The organism is Aminobacter niigataensis (assembly GCF_014200015.1).
Lineage (GTDB): Bacteria > Pseudomonadota > Alphaproteobacteria > Rhizobiales > Rhizobiaceae > Aminobacter > Aminobacter niigataensis.
In genome coordinates, this window is the sequence record NZ_JACHOT010000002.1 from 442924 (window position 1) to 468832 (window position 25909).

Consider the following 25909-nt stretch of genomic DNA (forward strand, 5'->3'; position numbering starts at 1 on the left):
CGAGAGGCTAATGCATTTTCGATCAATCCTGAGTGGCACGCTTGCCATCTTCCTATTATCCGGGGCCGCGGCGCATGCGCGCGACGGCATCGGCATCGACCTCCCGAAATTCGGCCTGCCGGGCGTCTTCGGCAGCAAGACTGAGAGCCACGAAGCGCCGATCCAACTTGCCCAGGCAGGCGATCCCCGCGTGACCGCGCTCGAAGAGGAAATCCGCAAGCTCAACGGCAGCATCGAGGAACTGAACTTCCAGATCCTGCAGATGCAAGAACAGATGCGGAAAATGCAGGAAGACAACGAGTTCCGCTTCCAGGAACTCGAGGGCGGCGGACAAAAGAAGTCCGACGCCTCCGGCACCACCAACAACAACAGCTCGATCGTTGAGGCGCCCACGGCGCCTCAATCGGGTCAGGCGCAGGCCACCGCGCCCGCCACCAACGGCCAGAGCGTCGAGGACGTCATCGTCGATTCCGGCACCGGCGAACCCGGCACCACGATCGAGGGCGGTACGGGTACACCGCCGCGGACCTTCGGCACCATCACCGTCGACAAGAACGGCAATGTCGTCTCCGACTCGATCGACCAGCAGGCGGCAACGCCGGCGCAGCCGCAGGCCCCAGCCGCAGCGCAACCGGCCCAGCCCAAGGCCAATGGCACGGCGGTTGCGGCACTTCCGTCGACGGACGACCCGGACGAGCTCTACCGCAACTCCTACCAGTTCGTGCTTTCCGGCGACTACACCACCGCCGAAGAAGGCTTCCGCGACCACATCCAGCGCTTCCCGGCCGACCCCAAGACGGCCGACGCACGTTTCTGGCTCGGCGAGTCGCTACTTGGCCAGAAGAAATACCGCGACGCTGCCGAAACCTTCCTCAGCGCCAGCAAGGAATACCCGAAGTCCAAGAAGGCCCCCGAAATGATGCTGAAGCTCGGCGTTTCGCTGGTCGGCCTGAAGCAGCGCGAAGTTGCCTGCGCCACTTTCGGCGAAATCGGCAAGCGCTACCCCAACGTTTCCGGCGCGATCAAGGAGCGGGTCAAGCAGGAACGGGCCCTCGCCGCGTGCTGACGCAGCCGACCGACGCTGACTTTTTTCCAGACTTTTCCGGTTTCGACTTCGCCGCGCACAAGACCATCGTCGCAGCGGTTTCCGGCGGCAGCGATTCGACTGCCCTGCTTCTCCTTCTCAAAGCCCATCTCGCCCGGCACGCGCCCTTGACGCGGCTGCTGGCCGTCACCGTCGACCACGGGCTCCGGCCCGGCTCGGGCGCGGAGGCCGAACAGGTGGCAAAGCTTTGCACTGCTCATGGCGTCGCCCATCGCACGATGCGATGGCTCGGCGACAAACCACAGGCAGGCATCCCGGCCGCAGCGCGAGACGCGCGCTACGATCTCCTGGCCGAGGCCGCGCGCGAGGCCGGCGCGACGATCGTCACCACCGGCCATACCGCCAACGACCAGGCCGAGACGGTGCTGATGCGCGGCATGCGCGGCACCGGCCGCGGCAGTGCCGGCATGGCGCCGGCAACGCTGTTCGATGGCGCCATCTGGATCGTCCGCCCCCTGCTGGGCCAGCGCCGCGACAGGCTGCGCGCGGCACTGAGCGCACTAGGCATCGGCTGGATCGACGATCCAACCAACACCGATGTCGCCTATGAGCGCCCGCGCATGCGGCTGTCGCTCGGCGACCAGAGCGAAACGCGTATCACGACGGCGCTCGCCGAAGCCCGACAGGCCGGTGAAACGCGGACAGAACTCGGCCGGCGCGCAGCCACCTTGTTGACCGAGCTGACAAGCAGGGTTGCCCCCGGACTGCTCTGCCTCGATGCTTCATTCCTGCAAGCGCCCGACAATGACGCAGCATGTTACGCCCTGCGCATCCTGGTCGCGGTCGCCGGCGGCGTGCCCCACCTGCCCGATGAGGCCCGTACCCAGGACCTACTGGCGCGGCTGGCGAACGGTATTGCAGACGAAAAACCGGCCCGCGCCACATTGTCGCGCGCCCTGGTCGACGCACGCCGAACCGGGATCTTTGTCCTGCGCGAAGGCCGCGGCCTGCCGGCTCCGGCAACGCTGGCTGGCGGTATCTGGGACGGCCGCTACAGGCTCATGCCGGCGGGGCAAGGAACAGGATCGGCCGTCGCACCAGTCGGTCCGCTCGCGGCGAGGACGATATCGATCGAAACAACGGCGCCGGAAAGTCTTGTCAGGAACGCACTTGCGGCCGAGCCTGGGTCGTGGCGCGGGGGAACGTTCGCCGGCTTGCTGTCGGAGGCGGGTGCCACCCCGGTTGCCGCGCCCTGGGCACGGTTCCTGCCGGCCTTCGATCTCGCCCCTGCATGGGCTCTCCAAAAATTGATCGGCACGGCACATGTGCCGGACCCGCCATGCCGTGGCCACATTGGCGTTGGAGCTTAACCGAGACTTAGGGACGCGCTTGGCAATGTGGCAGCCCGTGCCTATGTTAGGGGCAAGCTTACTCACACCATGCGCGTTCCCCGCGAACGCCAACGGGACACTCGATGAATCCGAACTATCGCAACTTCGCGCTGTGGGCGATCATAGCCGTTCTACTCATCGCCTTGTTCAACCTGTTCCAGACCCCGCAGACCCGCGGCGCGTCGAGCGAAGTGGCCTATTCGCAGTTCCTCCAGGACCTGAATTCGGGCCGCGTCAAGACGGTGACGATTGCCGGCGACCGCATCAGCGGCACCTATATCGACAACTCGACCGGCTTCCAGACCTACTCGCCTGGCGACCCGACGCTGGTGTCGCGGCTTGAGGAAAAGAGCGTCACCATCAACGCCCGCCCCGAAAATGACGGCTCCGGCTCGATCTTCTCCGTGCTGTTGTCCTGGCTGCCGATGATCCTGATCCTCGGCGTGTGGATTTTCTTCATGCGCCAGATGCAGTCGGGCTCCGGCCGCGCCATGGGTTTTGGCAAGTCCAAGGCCAAGCTTCTGACCGAAGCGCATGGCCGCGTCACCTTTGGCGACGTCGCCGGTGTCGACGAAGCCAAGGAAGACCTCGAGGAGATCGTCGAATTCCTGCGCGACCCGCAGAAGTTCCAGCGCCTCGGCGGCAAGATCCCGCGCGGCGTGCTGCTCGTTGGCCCTCCCGGCACAGGCAAGACCCTGCTTGCCCGTTCGGTCGCCGGTGAAGCCAACGTGCCGTTCTTCACCATCTCCGGCTCGGACTTCGTCGAAATGTTCGTCGGCGTCGGCGCAAGCCGTGTCCGCGACATGTTCGAGCAGGCCAAGAAGAACGCGCCCTGCATCATCTTCATCGACGAAATCGACGCCGTCGGCCGCCATCGTGGCGCCGGCCTCGGCGGCGGCAACGACGAGCGCGAGCAGACGCTGAACCAGTTGCTGGTCGAGATGGACGGCTTCGAGGCCAACGAGTCGATCATCCTGATCGCCGCGACCAACCGTCCCGACGTTCTCGATCCCGCGCTGCTGCGTCCGGGCCGCTTCGACCGCCAGGTCGTGGTGCCGAACCCCGACATCGTCGGCCGCGAGAAGATCCTCAAGGTCCATGTCCGCAACGTTCCGCTGGCGCCCAACGTCGACCTCAAGGTCGTGGCGCGCGGCACGCCCGGCTTCTCGGGTGCCGACTTGATGAACCTCGTCAACGAATCCGCCCTGATGGCAGCGCGCCGCAACAAGCGCCTCGTCACCATGCAGGAATTCGAGGACGCCAAGGACAAGATCATGATGGGCGCCGAGCGCCGCTCCTCGGCCATGACCCAGGCCGAGAAGGAGCTGACCGCCTATCACGAATCCGGCCACGCCATCCTGGCGCTCAACGTGCCGGCCGCCGACCCACTGCACAAGGCGACCATCATCCCGCGCGGCCGCGCGCTCGGCATGGTCATGCAGCTGCCGGAAGGCGACCGTTACTCGATGAGCTACAAGTACATGATCTCGCGCCTGGCGATCATGATGGGCGGCCGCGTCGCCGAGGAGTTCAAGTTCGGCAAGGAAAACATCACCTCGGGTGCGTCCTCCGACATCGAGCAGGCGACCAAGCTGGCGCGCGCCATGGTGACCCGCTGGGGCTTCTCCGACAAGCTTGGCCATGTCGCTTATGGCGACAACCAGGAAGAGGTCTTCCTCGGTCATTCGGTGGCCCGCACCCAGAACGTCTCGGAAGAGACCGCACAGATCATCGACGCCGAAGTGCGCCGCCTGATCGACGAGGCCTACAACGAAGCCCGCAAGATCCTGACCAAGAAGAAGAAGGACTGGATCGCCCTCGCTGAAGGCCTGCTCGAATACGAGACGCTGTCGGGCGAGGAGATCAAGCAACTGATCGCCGGCAACAAGCCTGCGCGCGACATGGGCGACGACACCCCGACCTCGCGCGGCTCGGCCGTGCCCAAGGCCGGCTCGACCCGCGGCAAGAAGAAGGGCTCCGAGCCCGAAGGCGGCATGGAGCCTCAGCCTTCGAACTGAGGGCTGCTAGGCAGTATGTGAACGAAAGACGCCGCCGAGGAAACTCAGCGGCGTTTTTGCATTTAGGATGTCGAAATGACTGAGTCTGACATCAGTGTGATCACCCGCTTAGGATGCTAGAGATGCCCTATATCAAGGGTCGATTTCTACTGGTGGCAGCGTATGGATCATGTTGAGCGAGAGAAGTTCGAGCTAGCAATAGGCAAGCTGACTGTGGCATGGGCCGTTGCCGAACACGGCCTCGATCAATGCATATCGGTAATTTACCACCTTAAGGGTGGTCATTCGATCTCCAAGAGCTTGCCGCTGAACGCACGTGACAAAATCAAATTCTTCCGCAAGTCAGTGCGTTCACTCCCAGAGCTAAGTAAGGCATCTCACCACGCAGACTATATGGCCGATATGGCTTTTCGCATCCTTGATGATCGGAATTGGTGCGTGCACGGGGTTGCGCTTCAAGTTGGCGCTACATTGATACCTCACCCAATCGAACTGACCCGACTCCAACGCCCTCATATGATCTCGCTTGAGAGAAAGGACGTTACCCTCGATTCAATCAACAAGGTCATGCTCGATTGTATGCCATTGCTATTAGGCTTCGCTTTCTTTCTGCATGATCCCTTGGACATCATCCCTACCGAACATGTTCAGCAAACGCTCGGGCGCTTCAGAGTTGACTGGCCAGTATGACAACGTTCAAAAACCCCAACCCTTTTCTAAGGTTTTGTGACATAAAATCACCAAATGTGATGCGTTGGTCGCCCCAGGTTGTGGCAAAGCAATCGCGGGTGGACTTCACGGGGACAGGCTAATCATGGCTGGACGCTATTTCGGCACCGACGGCATTCGCGGACGGGCCAACAAATTTCCGATGACGGCAGAGATCGCGATGAAGGTCGGCATGGCCGCCGGCCTGTCGTTCCAGCGCGGCAACCACAGGCATCGCGTGGTGCTGGGCAAGGACACGCGCCTGTCGGGCTACATGATCGAGAACGCGCTGGTCGCCGGCCTTTGCGCCGCCGGCATGGACGTCTTCCTGCTCGGCCCGATCCCGACGCCGGCTGTCGCCATGCTGGTGCGCTCGCTGCGCGCCGACATCGGCGTGATGATCTCGGCCTCGCACAATCCCTATTACGACAACGGCATCAAGCTGTTCGGCCCCGACAGCTACAAGCTGTCCGACGAGATCGAGGAACGCATCGAGGCGATGCTCGACCAGGACGTCGAGGCGCTGCTGGCCGATTCCGACGGCCTCGGCCGGGCCAAGCGCGTCGACGGCGTGCATGACCGCTACATCGAATTCGCCAAGCGCACCCTGCCCCGCTCGATGTCGCTGTCGGGCCTGCGCATCGTCGTCGACTGCGCCAACGGCGCGGCCTACAAGGTGGCGCCGGCAGCACTGTGGGAACTCGGGGCGGAAGTGATCGCGATCAATGTCGAGCCCAACGGCTTCAACATCAACCAGGAGTGCGGCTCGACCCATCCGGCCGGCCTGCAGAAGAAGATTCACGAAGTCCGCGCCGACATTGGCATCGCGCTCGACGGCGACGCCGACCGCGTTGTCATCGTCGACGAGAACGGCACCATCGTCGACGGCGACCAGATCATGGCGCTGATCGCGCAATCCTGGCAGCAGAGCGGCCGCCTTGCCGGCGGCGGCGTGGTCGCGACCGTGATGTCGAACCTCGGGCTCGAGCGCTATCTCGGCGACCTCAACCTCGAACTGCACCGCACCAAGGTCGGCGACCGCTATGTCGTCGAGCACATGCGCGCGCACGGCCTCAACATCGGCGGCGAACAGTCCGGCCACATCGTGCTGTCGGATTTCTCGACCACCGGCGACGGGCTGGTGGCAGCCCTCCAGGTGCTGGCCTGCATCAAGCGCTCCAACAAGCCGATGAGCGAGTTGAGCCGTACCTTCGAGCCGGTGCCGCAGCTGCTCAAGAACGTGCGCTTCTCCGGCGGCAAGCCGCTCGAGGAGGCACTCGTCAAGGCGGCGATCGAGGACGGCCGCAGCAGGCTCGGCAAGACCGGCCGCCTGGTGATCCGCCCTTCGGGCACCGAACCGCTGATCCGCGTCATGGCCGAGGGCGACGACCCGCAGCTGGTCGAAACCGTAGTCAACGACATCGTCGGCGTCATTTCCGAGAGCCGCTCGGCCGCCTGATCCTTTCAAGAACTTAGCCGATCAAGCAAAGCCCGCCTCGCGCGGGCTTTTTTGCTTGCAGCAGAAGCCGCTCGCACAGTCCGGCAACCATGAAGCGCAAGAAAACGTGGTTAATCGTCAGGGTTAAGCAGCCCTTAACCTATACCAAGCATTATCCATGGCGGTTAGTCATGGTCGGGCGCGTAGCGGGTCCGCAGGTATGGGGTTTTTATCATGCGCAATTTTGGAAAGAAGGCGTTCGCCGCCGCGCTGCTTGCCAGCGTCACTGCCCCGGCATTCGCCGCGGACATGCCCGAGCCGATCATCGAGGTAGAACAGCCATCTTACGGCGGCTGGTACCTGCGTGGCCACATCGGCATGAGCAACCAGCGTATCAAGCGGCTGGAGTCGGAGCTGTTCGCATTCCCGGATGCTCATGGCTGGTACGACGAGGGCAGCTTCGGCTCCGCCCCGACATTCGGTGCCGGCGTCGGCTACCAGTTCAACGATTTCCTCCGCGGCGACCTGACGGTCGAATACCGCGGCAATTCCGAGTTCAACGCCCTGGACTGGCAGGATAATGGCGGTGTCATCACCACCAATGACTACCGCGGCAAGAAGTCGGAGTGGCTGTTCCTGGCCAACGCCTATGCAGACCTCGGCGACTTCTACGGCGTAACGCCCTATCTCGGCGCCGGTATCGGCGCATCGCGGAACACGATCTCCAGTTTCCGCGACATCAACATCATCAACAATGGCGGCGCCTATGCCGACGACAAGTCGCGCTGGGATCTCGCCTGGGCACTGCACGCCGGTGTCGGCATCAAAGCGACCGAGCGCATGACTATCGACCTCGGCTACAGCTTCCTCTCGCTTGGCGATGGCCAGACCGGGGAACTCAAGAACGACGATCCGGCCGAGCCGTTCCCGCCAGCCGGAAACAGCGGCATCCGCTTCAAGGACATCACCTCGCACGACTTCAAGCTTGGCGTCCGCTATTCGTTGAACTGATCGCCCTGGCGTCATCGCGACGCATGGAGCGCCAATCTGCAAAACCGCCCGGCAAGCCGGGCGGTTTTTCGTTGTCCGGTTGCCGACGGAGCCACCCACGCTAACCAACCGTTATCCTTAACCGCGACTTAACCTCTATGGTTAACAATGACTCGAACGGCTGCTGGATTCTCGGGCAACACCCTGGCGCCATTTCGGGAGAATGCGATCATGACATTGAAGTCTCGCATAGCGCTGGCGCTGACGGCGACCATGCTGTGGCCGCTGGCGGCAAGCGCTGCCGACTACGATCCGCCTGTCGTCATCGAAGAGGCGCCGGAGTATGTGCCCGTCGAGGTCGGCTCGGGCTGGTACCTGCGCGGCGATCTCGGCTACAATTTCAGCGACACGCCCTACCAGTTCACGCTGCTGGGCGAGGAAACGCGCAACATCCACGTCAACGGCAGCATCGGCGCCGGCTACCACTTCAACGACTTCCTGCGCGGCGAACTGAATTTCGGCTTCGTTTCCTATGACAAGCTGGATGCATCGCTCGGGCCCGACACGATGCAGTTTGAGAACAACGTCTGGAACGGCATGGCCAATGTCTATGCCGACCTTGGCACCATCGCCGGCTTCACGCCCTATGTCGGCGCCGGCGTCGGCCTGATCTATTCGAGCACGACGGTCAACTACAACGCGCCCTCGATTCCCGCGACGTTCAACCTCGACGACACTCAGTACAAGGTCGCCTATTCGGTCGGTGCCGGCATCAATTACCAGCTGGCGCAGAACACCTCGGTCGACGTCGGCTACCAGTACCTCACCGCTCCCGACCTCGAATATGTCGACATCGACACGCTGACGGTCAAGAAGGGCGTCGACTACCATCAGGTCAAGGTCGGCCTGCGCTACGATCTCTGGTAGCCGGCCTTTTCGACCAAGCCATTCAAAAGGCGGCGGGTTTTGGCCCGCCGCCTTTGCATTTGGAAAACTGTTCCAGATGCGACGCGCACTTTCCTCTTGACGCCGGAGGCCGCTCCTAATATCGCCGTCCGTGGGCCACCCCTCCCCAACGAGGGGCCAACTATCTGGAAGGATAGAACCACGATGACGATCGTCGCCAAGCCCGGACTCCGTCCGGCAAACCCCAATTTCTCCTCAGGTCCCTGCGCAAAACGTCCCGGCTGGTCGCTCCAGGCCCTCGCCGACGCCCCGCTTGGCCGTTCGCACCGCGCCAAGATCGGCAAGACCAAGCTCGAGCAGGCGATCGAGCTGACGCGCGAAATCCTCAAGGTTCCCGCCGGCTATCGCATCGGCATCGTTCCAGCCTCCGACACGGGCGCTGTCGAGATGGCGCTGTGGTCGCTGCTCGGCGAGCGCGGCGTCGACATGGTCGCCTGGGAGTCGTTCGGCGCCGGCTGGATTACCGACGTAGTCAAGCAGTTGAAGCTTGAGGACGTGCGCAAGTTCGAGGCGCCCTACGGCGAGCTGCCGGACCTGACCAAGGTCGATTTCGACCGCGACGTGGTCTTCACCTGGAACGGCACGACCTCGGGCGTGCGCATCGCCAACGGCGACTTCATCCCGGCCGACCGCAAGGGCCTGACCATCTGCGACGCCACCTCGGCAGCATTCGCCCAGCGCCTCGACTACGCCAAGCTCGATGTCGTCACCTTCTCCTGGCAGAAGGTGCTCGGCGGCGAAGGCGCGCATGGCATGCTGATCCTCAGCCCCCGCGCCGTCGAGCGGCTCGAAACCTACAAGCCGGCCTGGCCGCTGCCCAAGATTTTCCGCATGACCTCGGGTGGCAAGCTGATCGAAGGCATCTTCAAGGGCGAGACCATCAACACACCGTCGATGCTGTGCGTCGAGGACTATGTCGATGCGCTGAACTGGGCCAAGTCGGTCGGTGGGCTTGACGGGCTGGTCGCCCGCGCTGACGCCAATTTCGCCGCCATCGACGCCTTCGTGAACGAAGCCGGCTGGCTCGGCCATCTCGCCGTCGTGCCGGAAACGCGCTCGAACACTTCGGTCTGCTTGTCTATCGTCGATCCTGAGGTGGCAAACCTCGACAAGGACGGCCAGGCGGCATTCGCCAAGGGCATGGTCTCGGCACTCGAAAAGGAAGGCGTCGCCTTCGACATCGGCGCCTATCGCGACGCCCCTCCCGGCCTGCGCATCTGGGCCGGCGCCACCGTCGAGACGTCGGATCTTGTGGCGCTGATGCCGTGGCTCGACTGGGCCTTCGCCAATCAGAAAGCCGCACTCAAGGCCGCGGCCTGAAGGTCTTACCCTCCCCCTCGTGGGGAGGGTCGATCCGCAAAGCGGATCGGGGTGGGGGTGCATCCGTTAGACTTTGCTCCCATCCCTGCGTTCACCCATTTGCCCCCAACCCGGTCGCTGCGCGACCGACCTCCCCACAAGGGGGAGGTAGGCCAATCGCAAGAGGATTTGCCCATGCCCCGCGTTCTCGTTTCCGACAAACTCTCCCCCACCGCCGTCCAGATCTTCAGGGATCGTGGCGTCGAGGTCGACTATCTTCCCGATCTCGGCAAGGACAAGGAAAAGCTGCTCGAAGTCATCGGCCAGTATGACGGCCTTGCCATCCGCTCGGCGACCAAGGTCACCGAAAAGCTGATCGCGGCCGCGACCAATCTCAAGGTCATCGGCCGCGCCGGCATCGGCGTCGACAATGTCGACATTCCCGCCGCCTCGCGGCGCGGCATCATCGTCATGAACACGCCCTTCGGCAACTCGATCACCACCGCCGAGCACGCCATCGCGCTGATGTTCGCGGTTGCGCGCCAGATCCCCGAAGCCAGCGTGTCGACGCATGCCGGCAAGTGGGAGAAGAACCGCTTTATGGGCGTCGAGATCACCGGCAAGACGCTCGGCCTGATCGGCTGCGGCAATATCGGCTCGATCGTCGCCACCCGCGCCGTTGGTCTCAAGATGCATGTCGTCGCCTTCGACCCGTTCCTCTCCGAGCATCGCGCCGAGGAACTGGGCGTCGAGAAGGTCGAGCTCGACGAGTTGCTTGCCCGCGCCGACTTCATCACCCTGCACACGCCGCTGACCGACAAGACGCGCAACATCATCAATGCCGATTCCATCGCCAGGATGAAGACCGGCGTGCGCATCATCAACTGCGCCCGCGGCGGCCTGATCGTCGAGAAGGACCTGATCGCCGGGCTGAAGAGCGGCAAGGTGGCGGGTGCCGGCATCGACGTGTTCGAGGTCGAGCCGGCCGAGCACAACGAGCTGTTCGGCATGGACAACGTGGTCTGCACGCCACATCTCGGCGCCTCGACATCGGAAGCGCAGGAGAACGTGGCACTGCAAGTCGCCGAGCAGATGGCCGATTATCTGGTCAAGGGTGCGGTCACCAACGCCATCAACATGCCCTCGATCACGGCGGAAGAAGCCCCACGGCTGAAGCCCTTCGTCAAGCTCGCCGAAGTTCTGGGCGCCTTTGTCGGCCAGGTGACGGAAGACCCGATCACCGAGGTCGAGATACTGTTCGACGGCCAGACCGCGCAGATGAACACCAAGGCGCTGATCAGCGCTGCCCTTGCCGGCCTGATCCGCCCGCAGCTCTCCGACGTCAACATGGTGTCGGCGCCGATCATGGTGAAGGAGCGCGGCATCATCGTCGCCGAGGTCAAGCGCGACAAGTCGGGCGTCTTCGACGGCTACATCAAGCTGACGGTCAAGACCGAGCACATGACCCGTTCGATCGCCGGCACCTGCTTCTCCGACGGCAAGCCGCGGTTCATCCAGATCAAGGGCATCAATCTCGATGCCGAGGTCGGCCAGCACATGCTCTACACCACCAATGCCGATGCGCCCGGCATCATCGGCCTGCTCGGCACCGTCTGCGGCGAGAACGGCGTCAACATCGCCAACTTCCAGCTTGGCCGCGACCGCCCGGGCGGGGACGCCATCGCGCTGCTCTATCTCGACGCGCCCTTCCCGGAGGACGTGCTTGCCAAGGTGCGCGACCACAAGTCGATCGACTCGGCCAAGCGCCTGCAGTTCGACGTCAACGGCTTCTGATCGGCCGGCTGGACAGCATTGCCTCCCAAGGCTGAAGAGGGCGCGGCTTGGTCCGCGCCTTTTTCTTTTGCCTCTTCCGCAGTAGGATATTTCCTATTTTGGAGACGTTCGCATGAAACTGATTGTGGATGTGCGCTGGGATGACGAAGCCTCGGTCTGGTACGCGATTTCGCGTGGTCATACCGGGCTGGCTACAGAGAGCGAATCCCTCGACGGCTTGCGCGAGCGGATACTGGCGGTTCTGCCTGATTTATTTGAATTGCCGCTGACGCAAATCGACGTGGAACTTGTCGTCCACGACATCTCCGCAAAGCCCAACCCGATTGCCGCTGAATAGACCTGAAAAATCTACACCCAAGCAGCCAAGCTTACACTGGCCCCTGACCCACGGTGACCGGCGACAGATTGATGCAGAATTTTGCCAAGCCTCTGAAGAAGCTGCTCACTGAAGCCGGGTGGCAATTGCTGAGGCAAGGCAAAGGCGATCACGAAGTCTGGCACAACCCGGCTACCGGGCAAAAAGTAACAGTAGTGACCTTCCTGAAGTCGCGCCATCTCGCGAATGCCATTCTGAAAGATGCCGGGCTGCCGAAAACGTTCTAAGCGCTTTCCGAGCCACTTCAGTCAGGCACGTATCTCGGCTCCTCCTGCTCCCTGGCAGCCATCTTGCGTCCGCTGTGCTCGGCCAGCCAGATGCCGCCGAACACCAGGGCGATGGCCAGCGCATGGTAGAGCTGGAAATCCTCGCCGAGGATCAGGACCGAGAGCAGCGTCCCGAAGATAGGGACCATATTGATGAACAAGCCGGCCCGATTGGCGCCGATGAGTTCGACACCGCGGATGTAGAACATCTGCGCCATGATCGACGGGAATACCACGACATAGGCGGTCAGCGCCCAGCCATAGAGATCGGGCGCAATCACCCGATCGGTGGCGATCTCCCACGCCGTGAACGGGATCGAGGTGACGAAGGCCGACGCCGCCAGCATGATCATCAGGCTTTGCCAGTGGATGTCGGGCTTGAAGCGAAGCGCCACCGTATAGGCGCTGTAGACGAGCACAGCGACCAGCATCAGGGCGTCGCCGAAATTCAGGTCCAGCACCACCAGGTTCGAGAGGTTGCCATGGCTCGCCGTCAGCGCGACGCCAAGCAGCGAAAGCAGGAAGCCGAGGATCTGGCCGGGAGCGACGCGCATCCGGAACAGCAGGAAGTTGGCGGCGAAGATCAGCATCGGCATGCCCGCCTGCTCGATGCTGGTGTTGATCGCCGTAGTGAAATTCAGCGCGGTGTAGAGCGCTGCGTTGAACACGGTGAAGCCGAGCGCGCCCAGGCTGGCGAGCACCCAGATATGCTTGCGAACCACGGGCCAGTCGGCACGCAGCCGCGGCCAGCCGATGGCAACGAGCAGGGCGGCAGCGAAGGCCCAGCGCATGGTGGTGAACAGCATCGGCGACACGTGGCCGACCGCGAGCTTGCCCGCCACCGAGTTGCCGCCCCAGAACAGGGTTGTCAGCAACAGCAGGACATAGGCATTTCGGAACATCCGGACGAACTTTCGCGGGCGACAGGCTATACCCCGGGCCTAAGTGGCCGATCCCGGCAAGTAAATGCCTCCAAAGGCAGAATTTGTTGTGCCTGAGGCGGCAAAGAAAGGTCGCGCTTGCAATTGCTTGGCGTTATAGAGGCCTGTCATTTTGCACTGTTCGCGGCCCGGCCCGCGATGTCGGAAGGAAAATATCATGGCCAATGTGGTGGTCGTCGGTTCCCAGTGGGGCGACGAAGGCAAGGGCAAGATCGTGGACTGGCTGTCCGAGCGCGCCGATGTGGTGGTGCGGTTCCAGGGCGGGCATAACGCCGGTCACACGCTGGTGGTCGACGGCGTTGTCTACAAGCTTTCGCTCCTGCCCTCCGGCGTCGTCCGCGAGGGCAAGCTGTCGATCATCGGCAACGGCGTGGTCTTCGATCCGCACGCCTTCGTCGCGGAATTGGAGAAGATCCGCGCCCAGGGCGTCGAGATCGGCCCCGACCGCCTGAAAATAGCCGAAAACACTGCGCTTATCCTGTCCTTGCATCGCGAATTGGACGGCTTCCGCGAGGATGCCGCCTCCAATTCGGGCACGAAGATTGGCACGACCCGTCGCGGCATCGGCCCCGCCTACGAGGACAAGGTGGGACGCCGTGCTGTCAGGGTGATGGACTTGGCGGATTTGGACACACTGCCCCACAAGGTCGACAGGTTGCTCACGCACCACAATGCGCTGCGCCGCGGCCTCGGCCATGCGGAAGTGACGCATGACGCCATCATGGCCGAGCTGACCTCGATCGCCGACCAGATCCTGCCTTACATGGACCGCGTCTGGAAGGTACTCGACGACAAGCGCCGTGCCGGCGAACGCATCCTGTTCGAGGGCGCGCAGGGTACCCTGCTCGACATCGACCACGGCACCTATCCGTTCGTCACCTCGTCGAACACGGTTGCCGGCCAGGCAGCCGCCGGATCGGGTGTCGGCCCGGGCGCGATCAACTATGTCCTCGGCATCACCAAGGCCTATACGACGCGCGTCGGCGAAGGCCCGTTCCCGACCGAGCAACAGAACGAGATCGGCGAATTCCTCGGCACCCGTGGCCACGAGTTCGGCGTGGTGACGGGGCGTAAGCGCCGCTGCGGCTGGTTCGACGCCGTACTCGTGCGCCAGGCGGTTGCCGTCAACGGCATCAAGGGCATCGCGCTGACCAAGCTCGACGTGCTCGACGGCCTCGACGAGATCAAGGTCTGCACCGGCTACATGCTCGACGGCGAGCTGATCGACTACCTGCCCGCGAGCCAGGGCGCGCAGGCGCGCGTCGAGCCGGTCTACGAGACGCTCGAAGGCTGGAAAGGCACCACCGCCGGCGCCCGCAGTTGGAACGCCCTGCCGGCCCAGGCGGTGAAGTACGTGCGTTATATCGAAGAGCTGATCGGCGCACCCGTGGCGATGCTTTCCACCAGCCCGGAGCGGGACGACACGATACTTGTGACCGACCCGTTTGAAGACTAGTTTTGGCAGCTTTCCGGCGGCGCCAGCTGCCGGACGCGGCGCGGCCCAGAAGAAAAGATAGGTCGACGAGAGAATGGCAGACTTCGTAGCGGTCCTGAAGAAGACGCTGGATGGCATGGGCGACACCACGCCGGCAATGCGCGCGCGGGTATATGACAAGGCCCGCAGCACGATCGCTGCCAAGCTTGCCGCCCTCGACCCGCAGCCGCCTGCCGCCGTCGCCGAACGGCAGACGAAGTCGCTCGAGGACGCCATCGCCACCGTCGAGGCGTCGTTCACCGCAAAGCCGGTCGAAGACGACCCGCTGGCCGAGCTCGAAAACGTCTTTACTTCTATCGCCCGCAACAAGGACCAGCCGGCCTACAGCCGGCCCGCGCCCGAGCCGGAGATTCGGCGCCCTGCGACTCCCGTTGCGCCCGTGCCGCCGTCGCCCGCAGCCGTCCCTGCGCCGACCTATGCACCGCAGGCACGTGAGCCACTGCCCGACTTCTCGCCCAGCCACGATTTCGGCAACGGGGCGCCAGAAGCGGAGGGCGACAACCGTTTCGGCGATGAGGCGCCTGAGGACGTCGATCCATTCCAGAACACCCGGCAAAGACCACGCAAGCGCGTCAGCGGCGGCCTGATTGCCGCTGCCCTTGCAGTCGTGGTGATTGGCGGTGGCGGCTATGCACTGTGGTCGAACGGCGACGCGTTCGTCGGCTCCAGCGACGACAAGCCGGCGGCCACCGCGCCCGCGAAGGAAGCGGCGACACCCCCGCCAGCCAATGGCGGCCAGAACGCCCAGGCCCCGGCCGGTGGCGAACCGGGCAAGTTCACCCAGCGCATGACGGCGGACGGCAACGAAGTCGACCCGGGTCCGGCAAGCGGCAGCAACGGCGTCGGCGAAGGCACCTCCGTCGCCGCCTTGACCCAGCAGCCGCCAGCAGCACCGGCGACCACGCCCGAACCGGACCAGCCCGCGCCAGAGACACCGGCGACGACGCCCGCCCAGGGCACGGCTCCGACGCCGCCTGCGGCGAGCGAAAACGCACCCGTCGCCGTCGGACAGAAGGCGATCTTCTACGAAGAACGTACCAACGTAGCGCAGGGGTCGGCCGAGCCCGGTGCAGTCGTCTGGACGGTGGTGCAGGAATCTCCCGGCGGCGACCTGCCGCCCGAACCGGCGATCCGCGCCGAGGCGACGATCCCGGGCAAGGATATCCAACTGCGCATGACCATCCGCCGCAACGCCGACAAGACGCTGCCGGCGAGCCATATCCTCGAAATGATCTTCCTGACGCCTGACGGTTTCGAAGGCGGCGGCATCGAGAATATCCTGCGTGTGGCGATGAAGAGTTCCGAACAGGACGCCGGCAACTCCCTGCTCGGCATTCCGGCCAAGATTGCCGACGGCTTCTTCCTCGTCGCGCTCAACGATACCAAGGCCGAAGTCGACGCCAACCTGAACCTTCTGCGTCGCCAGAGCTGGATCGACGTGCCCGTCGTCTACAAGTCCGGTCGCCGCGCCTTGTTCACGCTGGAAAAGGGCATCCCCGGCGACAAGGTGTTCGAAGACGCGATGAAGGCCTGGCAGGCCAAGGCTGCGGGATAAGGCCGGCGCACCGTAGCGTGCGCATAATTCTGACGCGGGCCGTCCCGCGTCAGAAGCCCTGGAACAGCATATCGAGGGCGTCGGTAATTTTGTCGTGTTGTTTCGATAGATTTTCAACTGCCGCAGGCAACTCGGAAGCCATCACGGCCGATATGAATTGCGTCACCATGACGTAGTCCTTGCCGCCAATCGCGAATATCGGATTCAATCTGTGCGCCGGCTTGGGCGCTATGTTCGGCGGCAAGATTGGAACCACCACGCGGGTGTTTAAGTGCCGGAGTAGATCGGCCTGAACATCGAGAAAATAAACGTCGGCGTCTGCATTACGATACAGATCGAAGCGCGCCATCAGAACATCCGGTACTTGGCTAACGGCAATCCGTTACGTTCCACATACTCGTTCGAGCTTTCGATGGCTTCCCTGTTTTCCTCCAGCCACTGGCGCGATTTCTCCTCGGAAATCGCTTTCGCCAGTCCAGCTTCGGCGGCTTGGGACATATTGATACCAAGCGCCTTGGCCTCCTCGACCAGTCTAGAATCGAGGGACACATTCGTTGGTTTGCGCGTAGGTTTGGCTGCCTTTTGAAGCATGAGAATCTCCGTCGGTCATGCACATACAATATGCGCATGACCGACGGAGAGCAAGAATCGGACTAACCTTCGAGTTCCTCGCGCAGCATCTCCAACTCCAGCCATTCTTCCTCAAGCCCTGCCAGCGTCACCCGTTCCTTGTCGAGGGCGGCGATGGTCTTCTGGAAGCCATGGGGATCGCGCTCGTAGAAGGCCGGATCGGCAATCTGGTTTTCCAGCCGCGAGATCGAAGCGGTCACCGCTTCCATCTTCTTGGGCAGGCTTTCGAGAGCGAATTTCTGCTTGAAGGACAGCTTCTTGGCCGCAGCCTTGGGTGCGTCGGGTTCGCTGCGCGACGCGCTCGACGTCTCGGCATTCGCCTTGCGCGACTTGCGGTCATCGAGCTTGGTGCCGCCGCGCTGGGCCAGCATGTCGGAATAGCCGCCGGCATATTCGACCCATTTGCCATCGTTGTCGGGTGCAATGATGCTGGTTACCGTGCGGTCGAGGAAGTCACGGTCGTGGCTGACCAGGATGACGGTGCCGGCGAAACCGGCGACCAGCTCCTGCAGCAGTTCCAGCGTCTCCATATCGAGATCGTTGGTCGGTTCGTCGAGCACCAGCAAATTGGCCGGGCGCGCCAGAACGCGTGCCAGGATCAGCCGGGCGCGCTCGCCGCCCGAGAGTTCACGCACCGGCGTGCGTGCCTGCTCGGGCTTGAACAGGAAGTCCTTCATGTAGGACACGACGTGGCGCTGCTCGCCGTTGATGACGAGGTTCTCGCCGCGACCGTCGGTCAGGTAACTGGTCAGGGTTTCGTTCGGGTCGACCGCCTCGCGCTTCTGGTCGAGCGTGGCGATCTCCAGGTTGACGCCGAGCCGCACGTTGCCCGCATCGGGCTCCAGCTCGCCGGTCAGCATCTTGAGCAGCGTCGTCTTACCGGCACCGTTGGGACCGACGAGGCCGATGCGGTCACCACGCTGGATGCGGGTCGAGAAGCCCTTCACCACCGTCAGGTCGCCGAAGCTCTTTTCGATGTTCTTGGCCTCGATGACCAGCTTGCCGGATTCTGCGGCATCGCTGGCGACCATCGTCGCCACCCCTTCGGCTCCGCGATGGCCACGGAATTTCTGGCGCATTGTCTGCAGTTCGCCGAGGCGGCGCATGTTGCGCTTGCGCCGCGCCGTCACGCCGTAGCGCAGCCAATGCTCTTCGCGCACGATTTGGCGGCCGAGCTTGTGCTGGTCGCGCTCCTCTTCCTCGAGGATCTGGTCGCGCCATTCCTCGAAGTGGGCAAAGCCACGGTCGAGCCGGCGCGTCTGGCCGCGGTCGAGCCAGACGGTGTTGCGGCTGACGCGTTCGAGGAAGCGGCGATCATGCGAAATCAGGATCAGCGCCGAGGAGGTCCGGATAAGCTCCTCTTCCAGCCACTCGATGACGGAGAGGTCGAGATGGTTGGTCGGCTCGTCGAGCAAAAGGATGTCCGGCTCGGGCGCCATGACGCGGGCAAGCGCTGCACGGCGTGCCTCGCCGCCGGACAGGTCGCCGGGCCGCTCCTCGCCGGTGAGGCCGAGGTGATCGAGCAGGTAGGTGGCGCGATGCGCGTCGTCGGCCGGCCCGAGGCCAGACTCGACATAGGCGCGTACGCTGGCAAAGCCGTCCATGTCGGGCGCCTGCGGCAGATAGCGGATCGTCGCCGAGGGCTGGCGGAAGACCTCGCCGTCCGTCGGCTCCACCATGCCGGCAGCGATCTTGAGCAGCGTCGACTTGCCGGAACCGTTGCGGCCGACAAGCGCGATCTTGTCGCCGGTCGAGGCCGACAGGGCCGCGCCGTCGAGCAGCGGCACGCCGCCAAAGGTCAGGCGAATGCCATCGAGATTGAGAAGCGGAGGGGCCATGTTTCAGAAATCCGAGGCAGGAAAGGGATGGGCAAGGAGCAGCGCACGGCCACTGCCTAGCGAGACGCGCAAACTGCCGCGCACTTCGTTGGAAAGCGTCAGCGACGAGCCGAAAGGCACCTGGACGCTGTCGAGCGGCCATTTGGCACCCTCTTCGGTCAGCCCGGAAAGCTCGGAGAAGGCGAGCACCGAAAACAGCGTGCCGTCTTCATAGTCGAAGCCGGAAGTGCCGGGCAAAAGCGGATGTGCCTCCTGGCGGCCGCTGGTCAACAGAACCTCCGTGCCTGCTTCGGCAAGGCGCAGCGCCAGCGCGAGATGAAGAAAGGCGTGGTCGGCCCGCGCCCCGCCAAAGGCACCGACCAGCACCAGCGACGTCGCCCCGCGGGCGAGCGCAGCCGCGATCGCCAGTTCGCCATCGGTCTTGTCCTTGTCGGAGGGAAATATCTCGCGCGGCAAGGAAGCGAAGCTCGGGTCGATCTCGGCGGGCGCCGAGTCGAAGTCGCCGAGCCAGAGTTCCGGCAGCAGGCCGAGCGTTGCGGCATGACGGATACCGGAATCGGCCGCGATGACGCGGCTGCCCGCGACCTGACGGCCGAGGCGCGGCGTGCGGAGGAGCTCGCCGCCGAGAAGTAGGGTGAACCGGGTCATGGCAAGCGCATTACCAGCCCGGCAGCCGAAACGGAAGGCCGCGAGGCGGCGTGTGGCCGGCAAACTACTGCTTGCGCGGCCTTCCGCGCGGCTCTATTTGTGGGACCGCTCTAACGGGGTGCCTGTCGCGCGCAAGCGGGCCGGCTGAGAGGCATGGAGAGATCCGGCCAACCCGCTGAACCTGATCCGGTTTGTACCGGCGGAGGGATTAGATGCTTCGGACGCCCGGCGCTTCAAATTCCCTTTCAACACCAATGAAGGAGGCGCCGATGCGCTCGCCCGTTCTATCCCTGACTTCCGCCCTGGCGCTCGCCGCTATTGCCTTCCCGGCCGCTGCCGAAGGCAAGCTCACGGTCTACACCTATGAAAGCTTTACCGCCGAGTGGGGCCCCGGCCCGCAGGTCAAGAAGGCGTTCGAGGCCGAATGCGCCTGCGAGGTCGATTTCGTCTCGGTGGCCGACGGCGTCGCCCTGCTCAACCGCGTCAAGCTCGAAGGTGCGGCCACCAAGGCCGACATCGTGCTCGGTCTCGACACCAACCTGACGGCCGAAGCCAAGGCGACCGGCCTGTTTGCGCCGCACGGTTCGGCGGGCGAAAACGTCAAGGTTCCGGGCGACTGGAAGGACGACACCTTCGTGCCTTACGACTACAGCTATTTCGCGGTCGTCTATGACACCGAGAAGCTGAAGACGCCGCCGAAAAGCCTGAAGGAACTGGTCGAAGGCGACCCTGAGCAGAAGATCGCCATCCAGGACCCCCGCACTTCGACGCCCGGCCTCGGCCTGCTCTTGTGGGTCAAGTCGGTCTATGGCGACAAGGCGCCGGAAGCCTGGGCCAAGCTCAAGGGCCGCGTGCTGACCGTCACGCCGGGTTGGAGCGAGGCCTATGGCCTGTTCACCAAGGGCGAAGCGCCAATGGTGCTGTCCTACACCACCTCGCCCGCCTACCACATGGTCGCGGACAAGTCCGAGCGCTACCAGGCAGCGCCCTTCGAGGAAGGCCACTATTTGCAGATCGAAGTCGCCGGCATCACCACAACTGGCGCCAACAACCCGCTGGCCGAGAAGTTCATGGCCTTCATGACCGGCCCCGGCTTCCAGGACGTCATCCCCGAGACCAACTGGATGCTGCCCGCCGGCAAGACCGACAAGCCGCTCAACCCGGCCTTCGACAGGCTGGTCAAGCCGGCCAAGACGCTGATCTTCAGTGCCGATGAAGTCGCCGCCAACCGCAAGGCATGGGTCGACGAGTGGCTTGGCGTCATGAGCAAGTAGGCACGAAAGGCTCCAGCGTGAACGCCCTACGTCGCCCCCCTCTCTCCTGCCGGACATCTCCCCCACAAGGGGGGAGATTGGCAGTGGCTTGGCCTCCGCCAAGTTGGGGTTGCAAAGTAAGAGCGGACGCAGCGACGCAGCTGATCTCCCCCCTTGTGGGGGAGATGTCCGGCAGGACAGAGGGGGGCGACGTAGAGCAGAACGTGGCCGTTCGGCGCCTGCCCCGCTCCAACTGCTTCTAGGGTCGGCATGGGCACTCGCACCTCCGACCCCCGCATCGCCGCCGGCATCGCAGCGCTGGCTGCCATCGGCATCCTGATCGGCGGCGCCTTTGCCGGGCTGGGGCTGGAGGCGTGGCGCAACCCCGAGGGCGCCTATGCCGCCCTCGATCCCTACCTCCTGCGTGTCGCGCGTTTCACGCTGTGGCAAGCGCTGCTGTCGACCTTGCTGTCGGTTGCGCCGGCGATCCTCGTCGCACGTGCCCTGTCGCGGCATCCTGAGTTTCCTGGCCGCAGGCTGATCCTGCGCCTGTTTGCCGTGCCGCTGGCGCTGCCGGCGATCGTCGCGGCCCTCGGCATCCTGTCGCTCTACGGCCGCGCCGGCTATTTCGCCGAACCGCTGACGGCGCTGACCGGCGGAACCTGGCCCGGCATCTATGGCCTGTCGGGCATTCTGGTCGCCCATGTCTTCTTCAACCTGCCGCTGGCGACGCGGCTGATGCTCGAGGCGCTGCAGACGGTGCCGACCGACCAGTGGCGGTTGGCGAGCCAGCTCGGCATGGGCGCGCGGGCGAGCTTCCGCCTCATCGAATGGCCGGCAATGCGCGCAGCCCTGCCCGGCATCGCCGGGCTGGTGTTCATGCTCTGCATCACCTCCTTCACCATCGTCCTGACGCTTGGCGGCGGCCCGGCTGCAACGACGCTGGAAGTGGCGATCTACCAGGCGCTGCGCTTCGATTTCGACCCTGCCCGGGCGGTCGCCCTCACCGTGCTGCAGATCGCACTGACTGCCGTCGTGGTCCTGGCGCTGATGCGGCTCGGCGCCAACACGACAGGCGACGCCAACCTGCCAGTGGCACGACGCAGCTTCATCCAGGCGAAGGCCGGCGAGACCGCATTCAACGTCGCAGCCATCCTTCTTGCCCTCGTCTTCGTCGGTGGGCCGATGCTGGCGACCGTCGCCTCCGGGCTCAAGGCTGATCTTGGCCGGCTTGCCGGCGAAGCCTCCGTCCAGCGCGCAACGCTGACCAGCATCGTGCTGGCCACAATATCGGCGATGCTCGCGGCAATGATCGCGCTGGCGCTGGTCATGGCGCGCCGAGCGCTGGCCGGCAGCAGGCAGAGTGACAAAAAAACACTTCTCGAACGGTTCACCGACACCGGCGCCGGCTTCGTGCTGGTGGTGCCGCCGATCGTCATCGGCGCCGGCTGGTTCGTGCTGGTGCGGCAGTCGGTCGACGTGTTTGCGCTGGCCCCAGTCATGGTGGTCACCGTCAATGCCGTCATGGCGATGCCCTTTGCGGTTCGCGCCATCCGGCCCGCTTACGATGCGGGGAGCGAGCGCCACGAGCGGCTTTGTGCCCAGCTCGGCATTTCCGGCTGGAGCCGGTTGCGGCTGATCGACTGGCCGGTACTCAGGCGCCCGCTGGCCACCGCCTTCGCCTTTGCCATGGCGCTGTCACTTGGCGACCTTGGTGTCATCGCCCTCTTCGGCAGCGACGCCGTGCAGACGCTGCCCTATCTACTGCTCGCCCGCATGGGCAGCTATCGCACCGACGACGCGGCGGGCCTGGCACTGATGCTCGGACTGTTGTGCCTGGCTTTGATGATGTTGGCCGACCGCCTCGGCAAGGAGACTTCCAGATGACCGCGACCAGTGCGGCCGTGCGCTTCGACCAGGTGGTGTTCAGCTATGCCGACACCATGGTGCGTTTCGACGTGACTTTCGCGCCCGGCGAGATCACCGCCATCATGGGACCGAGCGGGGCCGGCAAGTCGACCCTGCTCAATCTCGTTGCCGGCTTCGAGACGCCCCGCGAAGGCCGCGTGCTGATCGGCGAAACGGATGTGACCTCGGCGCCTCCTGCCGACCGGCCGGTGTCGATGGTGTTTCAGGAAAACAACCTCTTCGCCCATCTCGATGTCGCCAGCAATGTCGGGCTCGGGCGCTCGCCAGCCTTGCGCCTGGGCGCGACGGACAAGCAGGATGTAGCCAGCGCCCTTGCGCGCGTCGGGCTGGCCGGCATGGAACATCGCCTGCCGCGCGAACTCTCTGGCGGCGAGCGCCAGCGTGTGGCCTTGGCACGCGTTCTTGTGCGCGACCGCCCGATTCTCCTGCTGGATGAACCCTTTGCCTCGCTTGGACCAGCCTTGCGCGACGACATGCTGGACCTTTTGGCAAGCGTCCAAGCAGAACGCAGCATGACCGTGCTTTTCGTGACACACCAACCCGAAGATGCGCGAAAACTCGCCGAAAACATGGTTTTCGTCGAAGCTGGAAGGGTTACCGCGGCAGGAAAGACTGCGGATTTCTTTACAAGTTCTGGACCTGAAGCCTTCAGACACTATATCGGCAATGAACGGCAGTGACACGATCACGCCAAGTTGCCCGGAAGCGGACATAATTTACGGCCAAATCGCCATGTTCGCGGCGGCGGCCTTATTGTGTCGGCAAGGCGAGTGTGGCTACGTCCACACCATGCGGGCCTGCTTCGTCCGCATGTGTTGAATTTGAAAGGACGAGCTCTGCCCATCTGCCGCGACGGACTGACCAGGACGATAACGACACGCTGCGCGCGACTTGCCGTCGCCGTGGCGCTGTCGGCGCTTGTCGCCGGTTGCCAGGTGCTCAACTCGTCGGACGTTCGCGAATCCGGCTTCCAGCCGTCCAACAATCCGGTGACGGTCGACAACGTCTCGCGCAACGACAAGCTGGCCGAGATCGCCAAGGCCCAGCACCCGCGCATCCTGGCCACTTATGGCGGCGAATACTCCGACCCCAAGCTGGAGCGCATGGTCGCCAAGGTCGTCGGCAGCCTGACCACGGTTTCGGGCAACCCGAACCAGACCTATCGCATCACCATCCTCAACTCGCCCAACGTCAACGCCTTCGCGCTGCCGGGCGGCTATCTCTACGTGACGCGCGGACTTCTCGCGCTGGCCAACGATTCGGCCGAACTGGCCGCCGTCATCTCGCACGAGATGGGCCACGTCACCGCCAACCACGGTATCCAGCGCCAGCAGAAGGAAGCCGAGGAAGTGCTGGCGACCAAGGTTGTCACCGACGTGCTGGGTGAAAGCCCGACAGCCAAGGCAGCGCTGATCCGCGGCAAGCTGAGGCTTGCCCAGTTCTCGCGCAACCAGGAGCTCGAGGCCGACGGCATCGGCATCAAGATGAGCGGCCAGTCCGGCTACGATCCGTTCGCCGCGGGTCGCTTCCTGCAGTCGATGGCCGCCTATAGCGACCTGCGCGCCGTCAGCGGCGCAACGGACGCCAGCCTCGACTTCCTGGCCAGCCATCCCAATGCGCCACAGCGCATCGACCTGGCCCAGCGCCATGCCCGCCAGTTCGGCGCTCCGGGCATCGGCAAGCGCGACCGCGATTCCTTCCTCGCCGGCATCGACGGGCTGCTGTTCGGCGACACGCCCGACGAGGGCTATGTGCGTGGAACTACCTTCCTGCATCCCAAGCTCGGCATCTCGTTCTCGGTGCCGCAGGGCTTCATCATCGACAACACCGCCGCTGCCGTCACCGCGACGGGGCCGGGCAACATGGCCATCCGCTTCGACGGCGTGACCATCGACAGCAAGCTGTCGCTGCCCGACTACGTCAAGAGCGGCTGGGTCGCCGGGCTCGATCCGGCAAGCGTCCGCTCGGAAACGATCAACGGCAACGAGGCGGCGTTTGCCCGCGCCAGCGCCGAAGGCTGGCAATTCGACATCATGGTGATCCGCGCCGGCGCACAGGTCTACCGCCTGCTGACGGCGGCACCGACCGCCAGTCCCAATCTCGACGCGGTCGCCCGCTCGGTGAGTTCCAGCTTCCAGGTCATGACGGCTGCCGAAAAGGCTGCGCTCAAGCCGCTGCGCATCCGCGTCGTCACCGTGCAGCCGGGCCAGAATATGGGGTCGCTCGCCGCCAGCATGGTCGGCGTCGATCGCAAGCTCGATCTGTTCCGGGTGTTGAACGCGCTCGCCCCCGGAGCCACCGTTTCGGCCGGCGACAAGGTCAAGGTCGTCACCGACAGGTAGTCAGCTACGCGGCCAGGAATGCCGAGTTCTGCCGCACTAGGGCCGACTTCAGCTTTTCCATGGCACGGGTTTCGATCTGTCGAACCCGCTCCTTGGAGATGCCGAGCGTAGTGCCCAGCTCTTCCAGCGTCGCGCCCTCCTCGCTCAGCCGGCGCTCCTCGATGATCTGCAATTCGCGCGCGTTAAGCACGCCGAGCGCGTCGTGCAGCCAGCCCGACCGCCGTTCGATGTCGATCGCATCGCCGACGAGTTCATCCGGCAATGGATCGTCGGAGACCAAAAGATCCATGCGCTCGCCGGCATCGCCATCGTCGCTTAGCGGCGCGTTGAGCGAGGTGTCAGGCACCGACAGGCGCATGTCCATCATGGCGACGTCCGCTTCCGACACCCCGAGCGCCAAGGATATTTCCTGATACGCCGAACTGTTGCCGAGCGGACCGCCACCCTGTGCAAGGCGCGCGCGCATGCGGCGCAGGTTGAAGAACAGTGATTTCTGGGCCGAGCTCGTGCCGCCCCTGACGATCGACCAGTTGCGCAGGATATAGTCCTGCATGGAAGCCCGTATCCACCAGCTGGCATAGGTCGAAAAGCGCACTTCCCGCTGCGGGTCGAAGCGCGCGGCAGCCTCGAGCAGTCCGACATGGCCTTCCTGGATGAGATCGCCAATCGGCAGTCCGTAGCGCCGGAACTTGACCGCCATGGCGATGACGAGGCGCATATGGGCGGTGGTGATGCGGTTCAGCGCGTCCTGGTCGTGCTGTTCTTTCCAGCGGATCGCCAGTTCCAGCTCTTCGCCACGTTCCAGATAGGGCGCGCGCGACGCGGCCCGCAGCATCATCTGTTCGCCAGCAAGGCCTGCCCGGTCCATATACATGCTTCGCCCCTTGTTGCGTGAGCAAGCCGGGCGCACCGTGAATGCGGACGCTGCCCCGCAAGGCTATTAACGCAAGATGCCGGACAATGTTCCACAAGGGCCGGGCACAGCGC

Annotated in this window: 23 protein-coding genes and 1 riboswitch; of the genes, 17 read left to right on the forward strand and 6 right to left on the reverse strand. The window is 64.1% G+C overall.

The window, feature by feature from the left end:
• Window positions 1–10: 10 nt before the first annotated feature.
• The 11 genes from ybgF (at window position 11) to GGQ99_RS12105 (ending at window position 12252) form a co-directional block, all read left to right on the forward strand.
• A complete protein-coding gene (gene ybgF, locus GGQ99_RS12055) occupies window positions 11–1066 on the forward strand; it encodes a tol-pal system protein YbgF (protein ID WP_108606515.1) in 1056 nt (351 codons plus the stop codon).
• Entirely contained in the window at window positions 1060–2415 is a 1356-nt protein-coding gene (gene tilS, locus GGQ99_RS12060; protein ID WP_343061716.1) for a tRNA lysidine(34) synthetase TilS, read from the forward strand. Before ybgF ends, tilS begins: the two co-directional genes overlap by 7 nt.
• 104 nt (window positions 2416–2519) lie before the next feature.
• Window positions 2520–4454 carry an ATP-dependent zinc metalloprotease FtsH gene (gene ftsH, locus GGQ99_RS12065; protein ID WP_108606514.1) on the forward strand — a complete coding sequence of 645 codons (1935 nt, stop codon included), beginning with the start codon at window positions 2520–2522 and terminating at the stop codon, window positions 4452–4454.
• A 162-nt stretch (window positions 4455–4616) separates the two neighbouring features.
• Window positions 4617–5144, forward strand: coding sequence for a hypothetical protein (locus tag GGQ99_RS12070; RefSeq protein WP_183262724.1), 528 nt, complete (start codon window positions 4617–4619; stop codon window positions 5142–5144).
• Window positions 5145–5268: 124 nt separating this feature from the next.
• A complete protein-coding gene (gene glmM, locus GGQ99_RS12075) occupies window positions 5269–6621 on the forward strand; it encodes a phosphoglucosamine mutase (protein WP_108606511.1) in 1353 nt (450 codons plus the stop codon).
• A gap of 213 nt (window positions 6622–6834) precedes the next feature.
• On the forward strand, window positions 6835–7611 hold the full coding sequence (locus GGQ99_RS12080; protein ID WP_108606510.1) for an outer membrane protein: 777 nt from the start codon (window positions 6835–6837) through the stop codon (window positions 7609–7611).
• Window positions 7612–7821: 210 nt separating this feature from the next.
• A complete protein-coding gene (locus GGQ99_RS12085) occupies window positions 7822–8517 on the forward strand; it encodes an outer membrane protein (protein WP_183262725.1) in 696 nt (231 codons plus the stop codon).
• A gap of 183 nt (window positions 8518–8700) precedes the next feature.
• Window positions 8701–9876 carry a phosphoserine transaminase gene (locus GGQ99_RS12090; RefSeq protein ID WP_183262726.1) on the forward strand — a complete coding sequence of 392 codons (1176 nt, stop codon included), beginning with the start codon at window positions 8701–8703 and terminating at the stop codon, window positions 9874–9876.
• 174 nt (window positions 9877–10050) lie between these two features.
• Window positions 10051–11649, forward strand: coding sequence for a phosphoglycerate dehydrogenase (serA, locus tag GGQ99_RS12095; RefSeq protein WP_183262727.1), 1599 nt, complete (start codon window positions 10051–10053; stop codon window positions 11647–11649).
• A gap of 112 nt (window positions 11650–11761) precedes the next feature.
• A complete protein-coding gene (locus GGQ99_RS12100; protein WP_183262728.1) occupies window positions 11762–11986 on the forward strand; it encodes a DUF1902 domain-containing protein in 225 nt (74 codons plus the stop codon).
• A gap of 71 nt (window positions 11987–12057) precedes the next feature.
• Window positions 12058–12252: a type II toxin-antitoxin system HicA family toxin gene (locus GGQ99_RS12105; protein WP_183262729.1), complete on the forward strand. Its 195-nt coding sequence runs from the start codon at window positions 12058–12060 to the stop codon at window positions 12250–12252.
• A 17-nt stretch (window positions 12253–12269) separates the two neighbouring features.
• On the opposite strand, the gene GGQ99_RS12110 is transcribed toward GGQ99_RS12105, so the two are convergent.
• Entirely contained in the window at window positions 12270–13193 is a 924-nt protein-coding gene (locus tag GGQ99_RS12110) for a DMT family transporter (protein ID WP_183262730.1), read from the reverse strand.
• A 196-nt stretch (window positions 13194–13389) separates the two neighbouring features.
• Between GGQ99_RS12110 and GGQ99_RS12115 the strand changes: the two genes are divergently transcribed.
• A complete protein-coding gene (locus GGQ99_RS12115) occupies window positions 13390–14688 on the forward strand; it encodes an adenylosuccinate synthase (RefSeq protein ID WP_183262731.1) in 1299 nt (432 codons plus the stop codon).
• Window positions 14689–14761: 73 nt separating this feature from the next.
• The gene (locus tag GGQ99_RS12120) at window positions 14762–16282 is read left to right on the forward strand and encodes a hypothetical protein (RefSeq protein WP_183262732.1); all 1521 of its coding nucleotides are present in this window, start codon (window positions 14762–14764) and stop codon (window positions 16280–16282) included.
• A 49-nt stretch (window positions 16283–16331) separates the two neighbouring features.
• Here GGQ99_RS12120 and GGQ99_RS12125 read toward each other — a convergent pair whose 3' ends face one another.
• From GGQ99_RS12125 to GGQ99_RS12140, 4 genes are all read right to left on the reverse strand, one after another.
• Window positions 16332–16631 (reverse strand): CcdB family protein, encoded by a 300-nt coding sequence (locus tag GGQ99_RS12125; RefSeq protein ID WP_183262733.1) that lies wholly within the window; start codon window positions 16629–16631, stop codon window positions 16332–16334.
• Complete coding sequence (locus tag GGQ99_RS12130; protein ID WP_108606502.1) at window positions 16631–16873, reverse strand: type II toxin-antitoxin system CcdA family antitoxin; 243 nt, start codon at window positions 16871–16873, stop codon at window positions 16631–16633. The genes GGQ99_RS12125 and GGQ99_RS12130 overlap by 1 nt, the downstream gene beginning before the upstream one ends.
• 62 nt (window positions 16874–16935) lie before the next feature.
• Window positions 16936–18750, reverse strand: a complete 1815-nt coding sequence (locus GGQ99_RS12135; protein ID WP_183262734.1) for an ABC-F family ATP-binding cassette domain-containing protein — start codon at window positions 18748–18750, stop codon at window positions 16936–16938.
• A gap of 3 nt (window positions 18751–18753) precedes the next feature.
• A complete protein-coding gene (locus GGQ99_RS12140) occupies window positions 18754–19398 on the reverse strand; it encodes a thiamine diphosphokinase (protein ID WP_183262735.1) in 645 nt (214 codons plus the stop codon).
• A gap of 104 nt (window positions 19399–19502) precedes the next feature.
• Window positions 19503–19623, forward strand: a riboswitch (TPP riboswitch).
• Between the two features lie 44 nt (window positions 19624–19667).
• Between GGQ99_RS12140 and thiB the strand changes: the two genes are divergently transcribed.
• The 4 genes from thiB (at window position 19668) to GGQ99_RS12160 (ending at window position 24922) form a co-directional block, all read left to right on the forward strand.
• Entirely contained in the window at window positions 19668–20672 is a 1005-nt protein-coding gene (gene thiB / locus GGQ99_RS12145) for a thiamine ABC transporter substrate binding subunit (protein ID WP_183262736.1), read from the forward strand.
• 249 nt (window positions 20673–20921) lie between these two features.
• On the forward strand, window positions 20922–22538 hold the full coding sequence (gene thiP, locus GGQ99_RS12150) for a thiamine/thiamine pyrophosphate ABC transporter permease (RefSeq protein ID WP_183262737.1): 1617 nt from the start codon (window positions 20922–20924) through the stop codon (window positions 22536–22538).
• Window positions 22535–23260, forward strand: a complete 726-nt coding sequence (thiQ, locus tag GGQ99_RS12155) for a thiamine ABC transporter ATP-binding protein (protein WP_183262738.1) — start codon at window positions 22535–22537, stop codon at window positions 23258–23260. The genes thiP and thiQ overlap by 4 nt, the downstream gene beginning before the upstream one ends.
• 222 nt (window positions 23261–23482) lie before the next feature.
• Window positions 23483–24922 (forward strand): M48 family metalloprotease, encoded by a 1440-nt coding sequence (locus tag GGQ99_RS12160; protein WP_183262858.1) that lies wholly within the window; start codon window positions 23483–23485, stop codon window positions 24920–24922.
• A 4-nt stretch (window positions 24923–24926) separates the two neighbouring features.
• Here the strand turns inward: GGQ99_RS12160 and GGQ99_RS12165 are convergent, their stop codons facing one another.
• Window positions 24927–25796: an RNA polymerase factor sigma-32 gene (locus GGQ99_RS12165; protein ID WP_108606496.1), complete on the reverse strand. Its 870-nt coding sequence runs from the start codon at window positions 25794–25796 to the stop codon at window positions 24927–24929.
• Window positions 25797–25909 lie beyond the last annotated feature (113 nt).

Bases quoted from the DNA above. Each gene is read 5' to 3' on its own strand.
- GGQ99_RS12085 (WP_183262725.1), top strand. From the start codon at position 7,822: ATGACATTGAAGTCTCGCATAGCGCTGGCGCTGACGGCGACCATGCTG.
- GGQ99_RS12090 (WP_183262726.1), top strand. From the start codon at position 8,701: ATGACGATCGTCGCCAAGCCCGGACTCCGTCCGGCAAACCCCAATTTC.
- GGQ99_RS12125 (WP_183262733.1), bottom strand. From the start codon at position 16,631: ATGGCGCGCTTCGATCTGTATCGTAATGCAGACGCCGACGTTTATTTT.
- GGQ99_RS12120 (WP_183262732.1), top strand. From the start codon at position 14,762: ATGGCAGACTTCGTAGCGGTCCTGAAGAAGACGCTGGATGGCATGGGC.
- glmM (WP_108606511.1), top strand. From the start codon at position 5,269: ATGGCTGGACGCTATTTCGGCACCGACGGCATTCGCGGACGGGCCAAC.
- GGQ99_RS12105 (WP_183262729.1), top strand. From the start codon at position 12,058: ATGCAGAATTTTGCCAAGCCTCTGAAGAAGCTGCTCACTGAAGCCGGG.
- thiQ (WP_183262738.1), top strand. From the start codon at position 22,535: ATGACCGCGACCAGTGCGGCCGTGCGCTTCGACCAGGTGGTGTTCAGC.
- thiB (WP_183262736.1), top strand. From the start codon at position 19,668: ATGCGCTCGCCCGTTCTATCCCTGACTTCCGCCCTGGCGCTCGCCGCT.
- ybgF (WP_108606515.1), top strand. From the start codon at position 11: ATGCATTTTCGATCAATCCTGAGTGGCACGCTTGCCATCTTCCTATTA.
- GGQ99_RS12140 (WP_183262735.1), bottom strand. From the start codon at position 19,398: ATGACCCGGTTCACCCTACTTCTCGGCGGCGAGCTCCTCCGCACGCCG.
- GGQ99_RS12070 (WP_183262724.1), top strand. From the start codon at position 4,617: ATGGATCATGTTGAGCGAGAGAAGTTCGAGCTAGCAATAGGCAAGCTG.
- GGQ99_RS12165 (WP_108606496.1), bottom strand. From the start codon at position 25,796: ATGTATATGGACCGGGCAGGCCTTGCTGGCGAACAGATGATGCTGCGG.
- GGQ99_RS12100 (WP_183262728.1), top strand. From the start codon at position 11,762: ATGAAACTGATTGTGGATGTGCGCTGGGATGACGAAGCCTCGGTCTGG.
- GGQ99_RS12080 (WP_108606510.1), top strand. From the start codon at position 6,835: ATGCGCAATTTTGGAAAGAAGGCGTTCGCCGCCGCGCTGCTTGCCAGC.
- GGQ99_RS12115 (WP_183262731.1), top strand. From the start codon at position 13,390: ATGGCCAATGTGGTGGTCGTCGGTTCCCAGTGGGGCGACGAAGGCAAG.
- thiP (WP_183262737.1), top strand. From the start codon at position 20,922: ATGGGCACTCGCACCTCCGACCCCCGCATCGCCGCCGGCATCGCAGCG.
- GGQ99_RS12110 (WP_183262730.1), bottom strand. From the start codon at position 13,193: ATGTTCCGAAATGCCTATGTCCTGCTGTTGCTGACAACCCTGTTCTGG.
- serA (WP_183262727.1), top strand. From the start codon at position 10,051: ATGCCCCGCGTTCTCGTTTCCGACAAACTCTCCCCCACCGCCGTCCAG.
- ftsH (WP_108606514.1), top strand. From the start codon at position 2,520: ATGAATCCGAACTATCGCAACTTCGCGCTGTGGGCGATCATAGCCGTT.
- GGQ99_RS12135 (WP_183262734.1), bottom strand. From the start codon at position 18,750: ATGGCCCCTCCGCTTCTCAATCTCGATGGCATTCGCCTGACCTTTGGC.
- GGQ99_RS12130 (WP_108606502.1), bottom strand. From the start codon at position 16,873: ATGCTTCAAAAGGCAGCCAAACCTACGCGCAAACCAACGAATGTGTCC.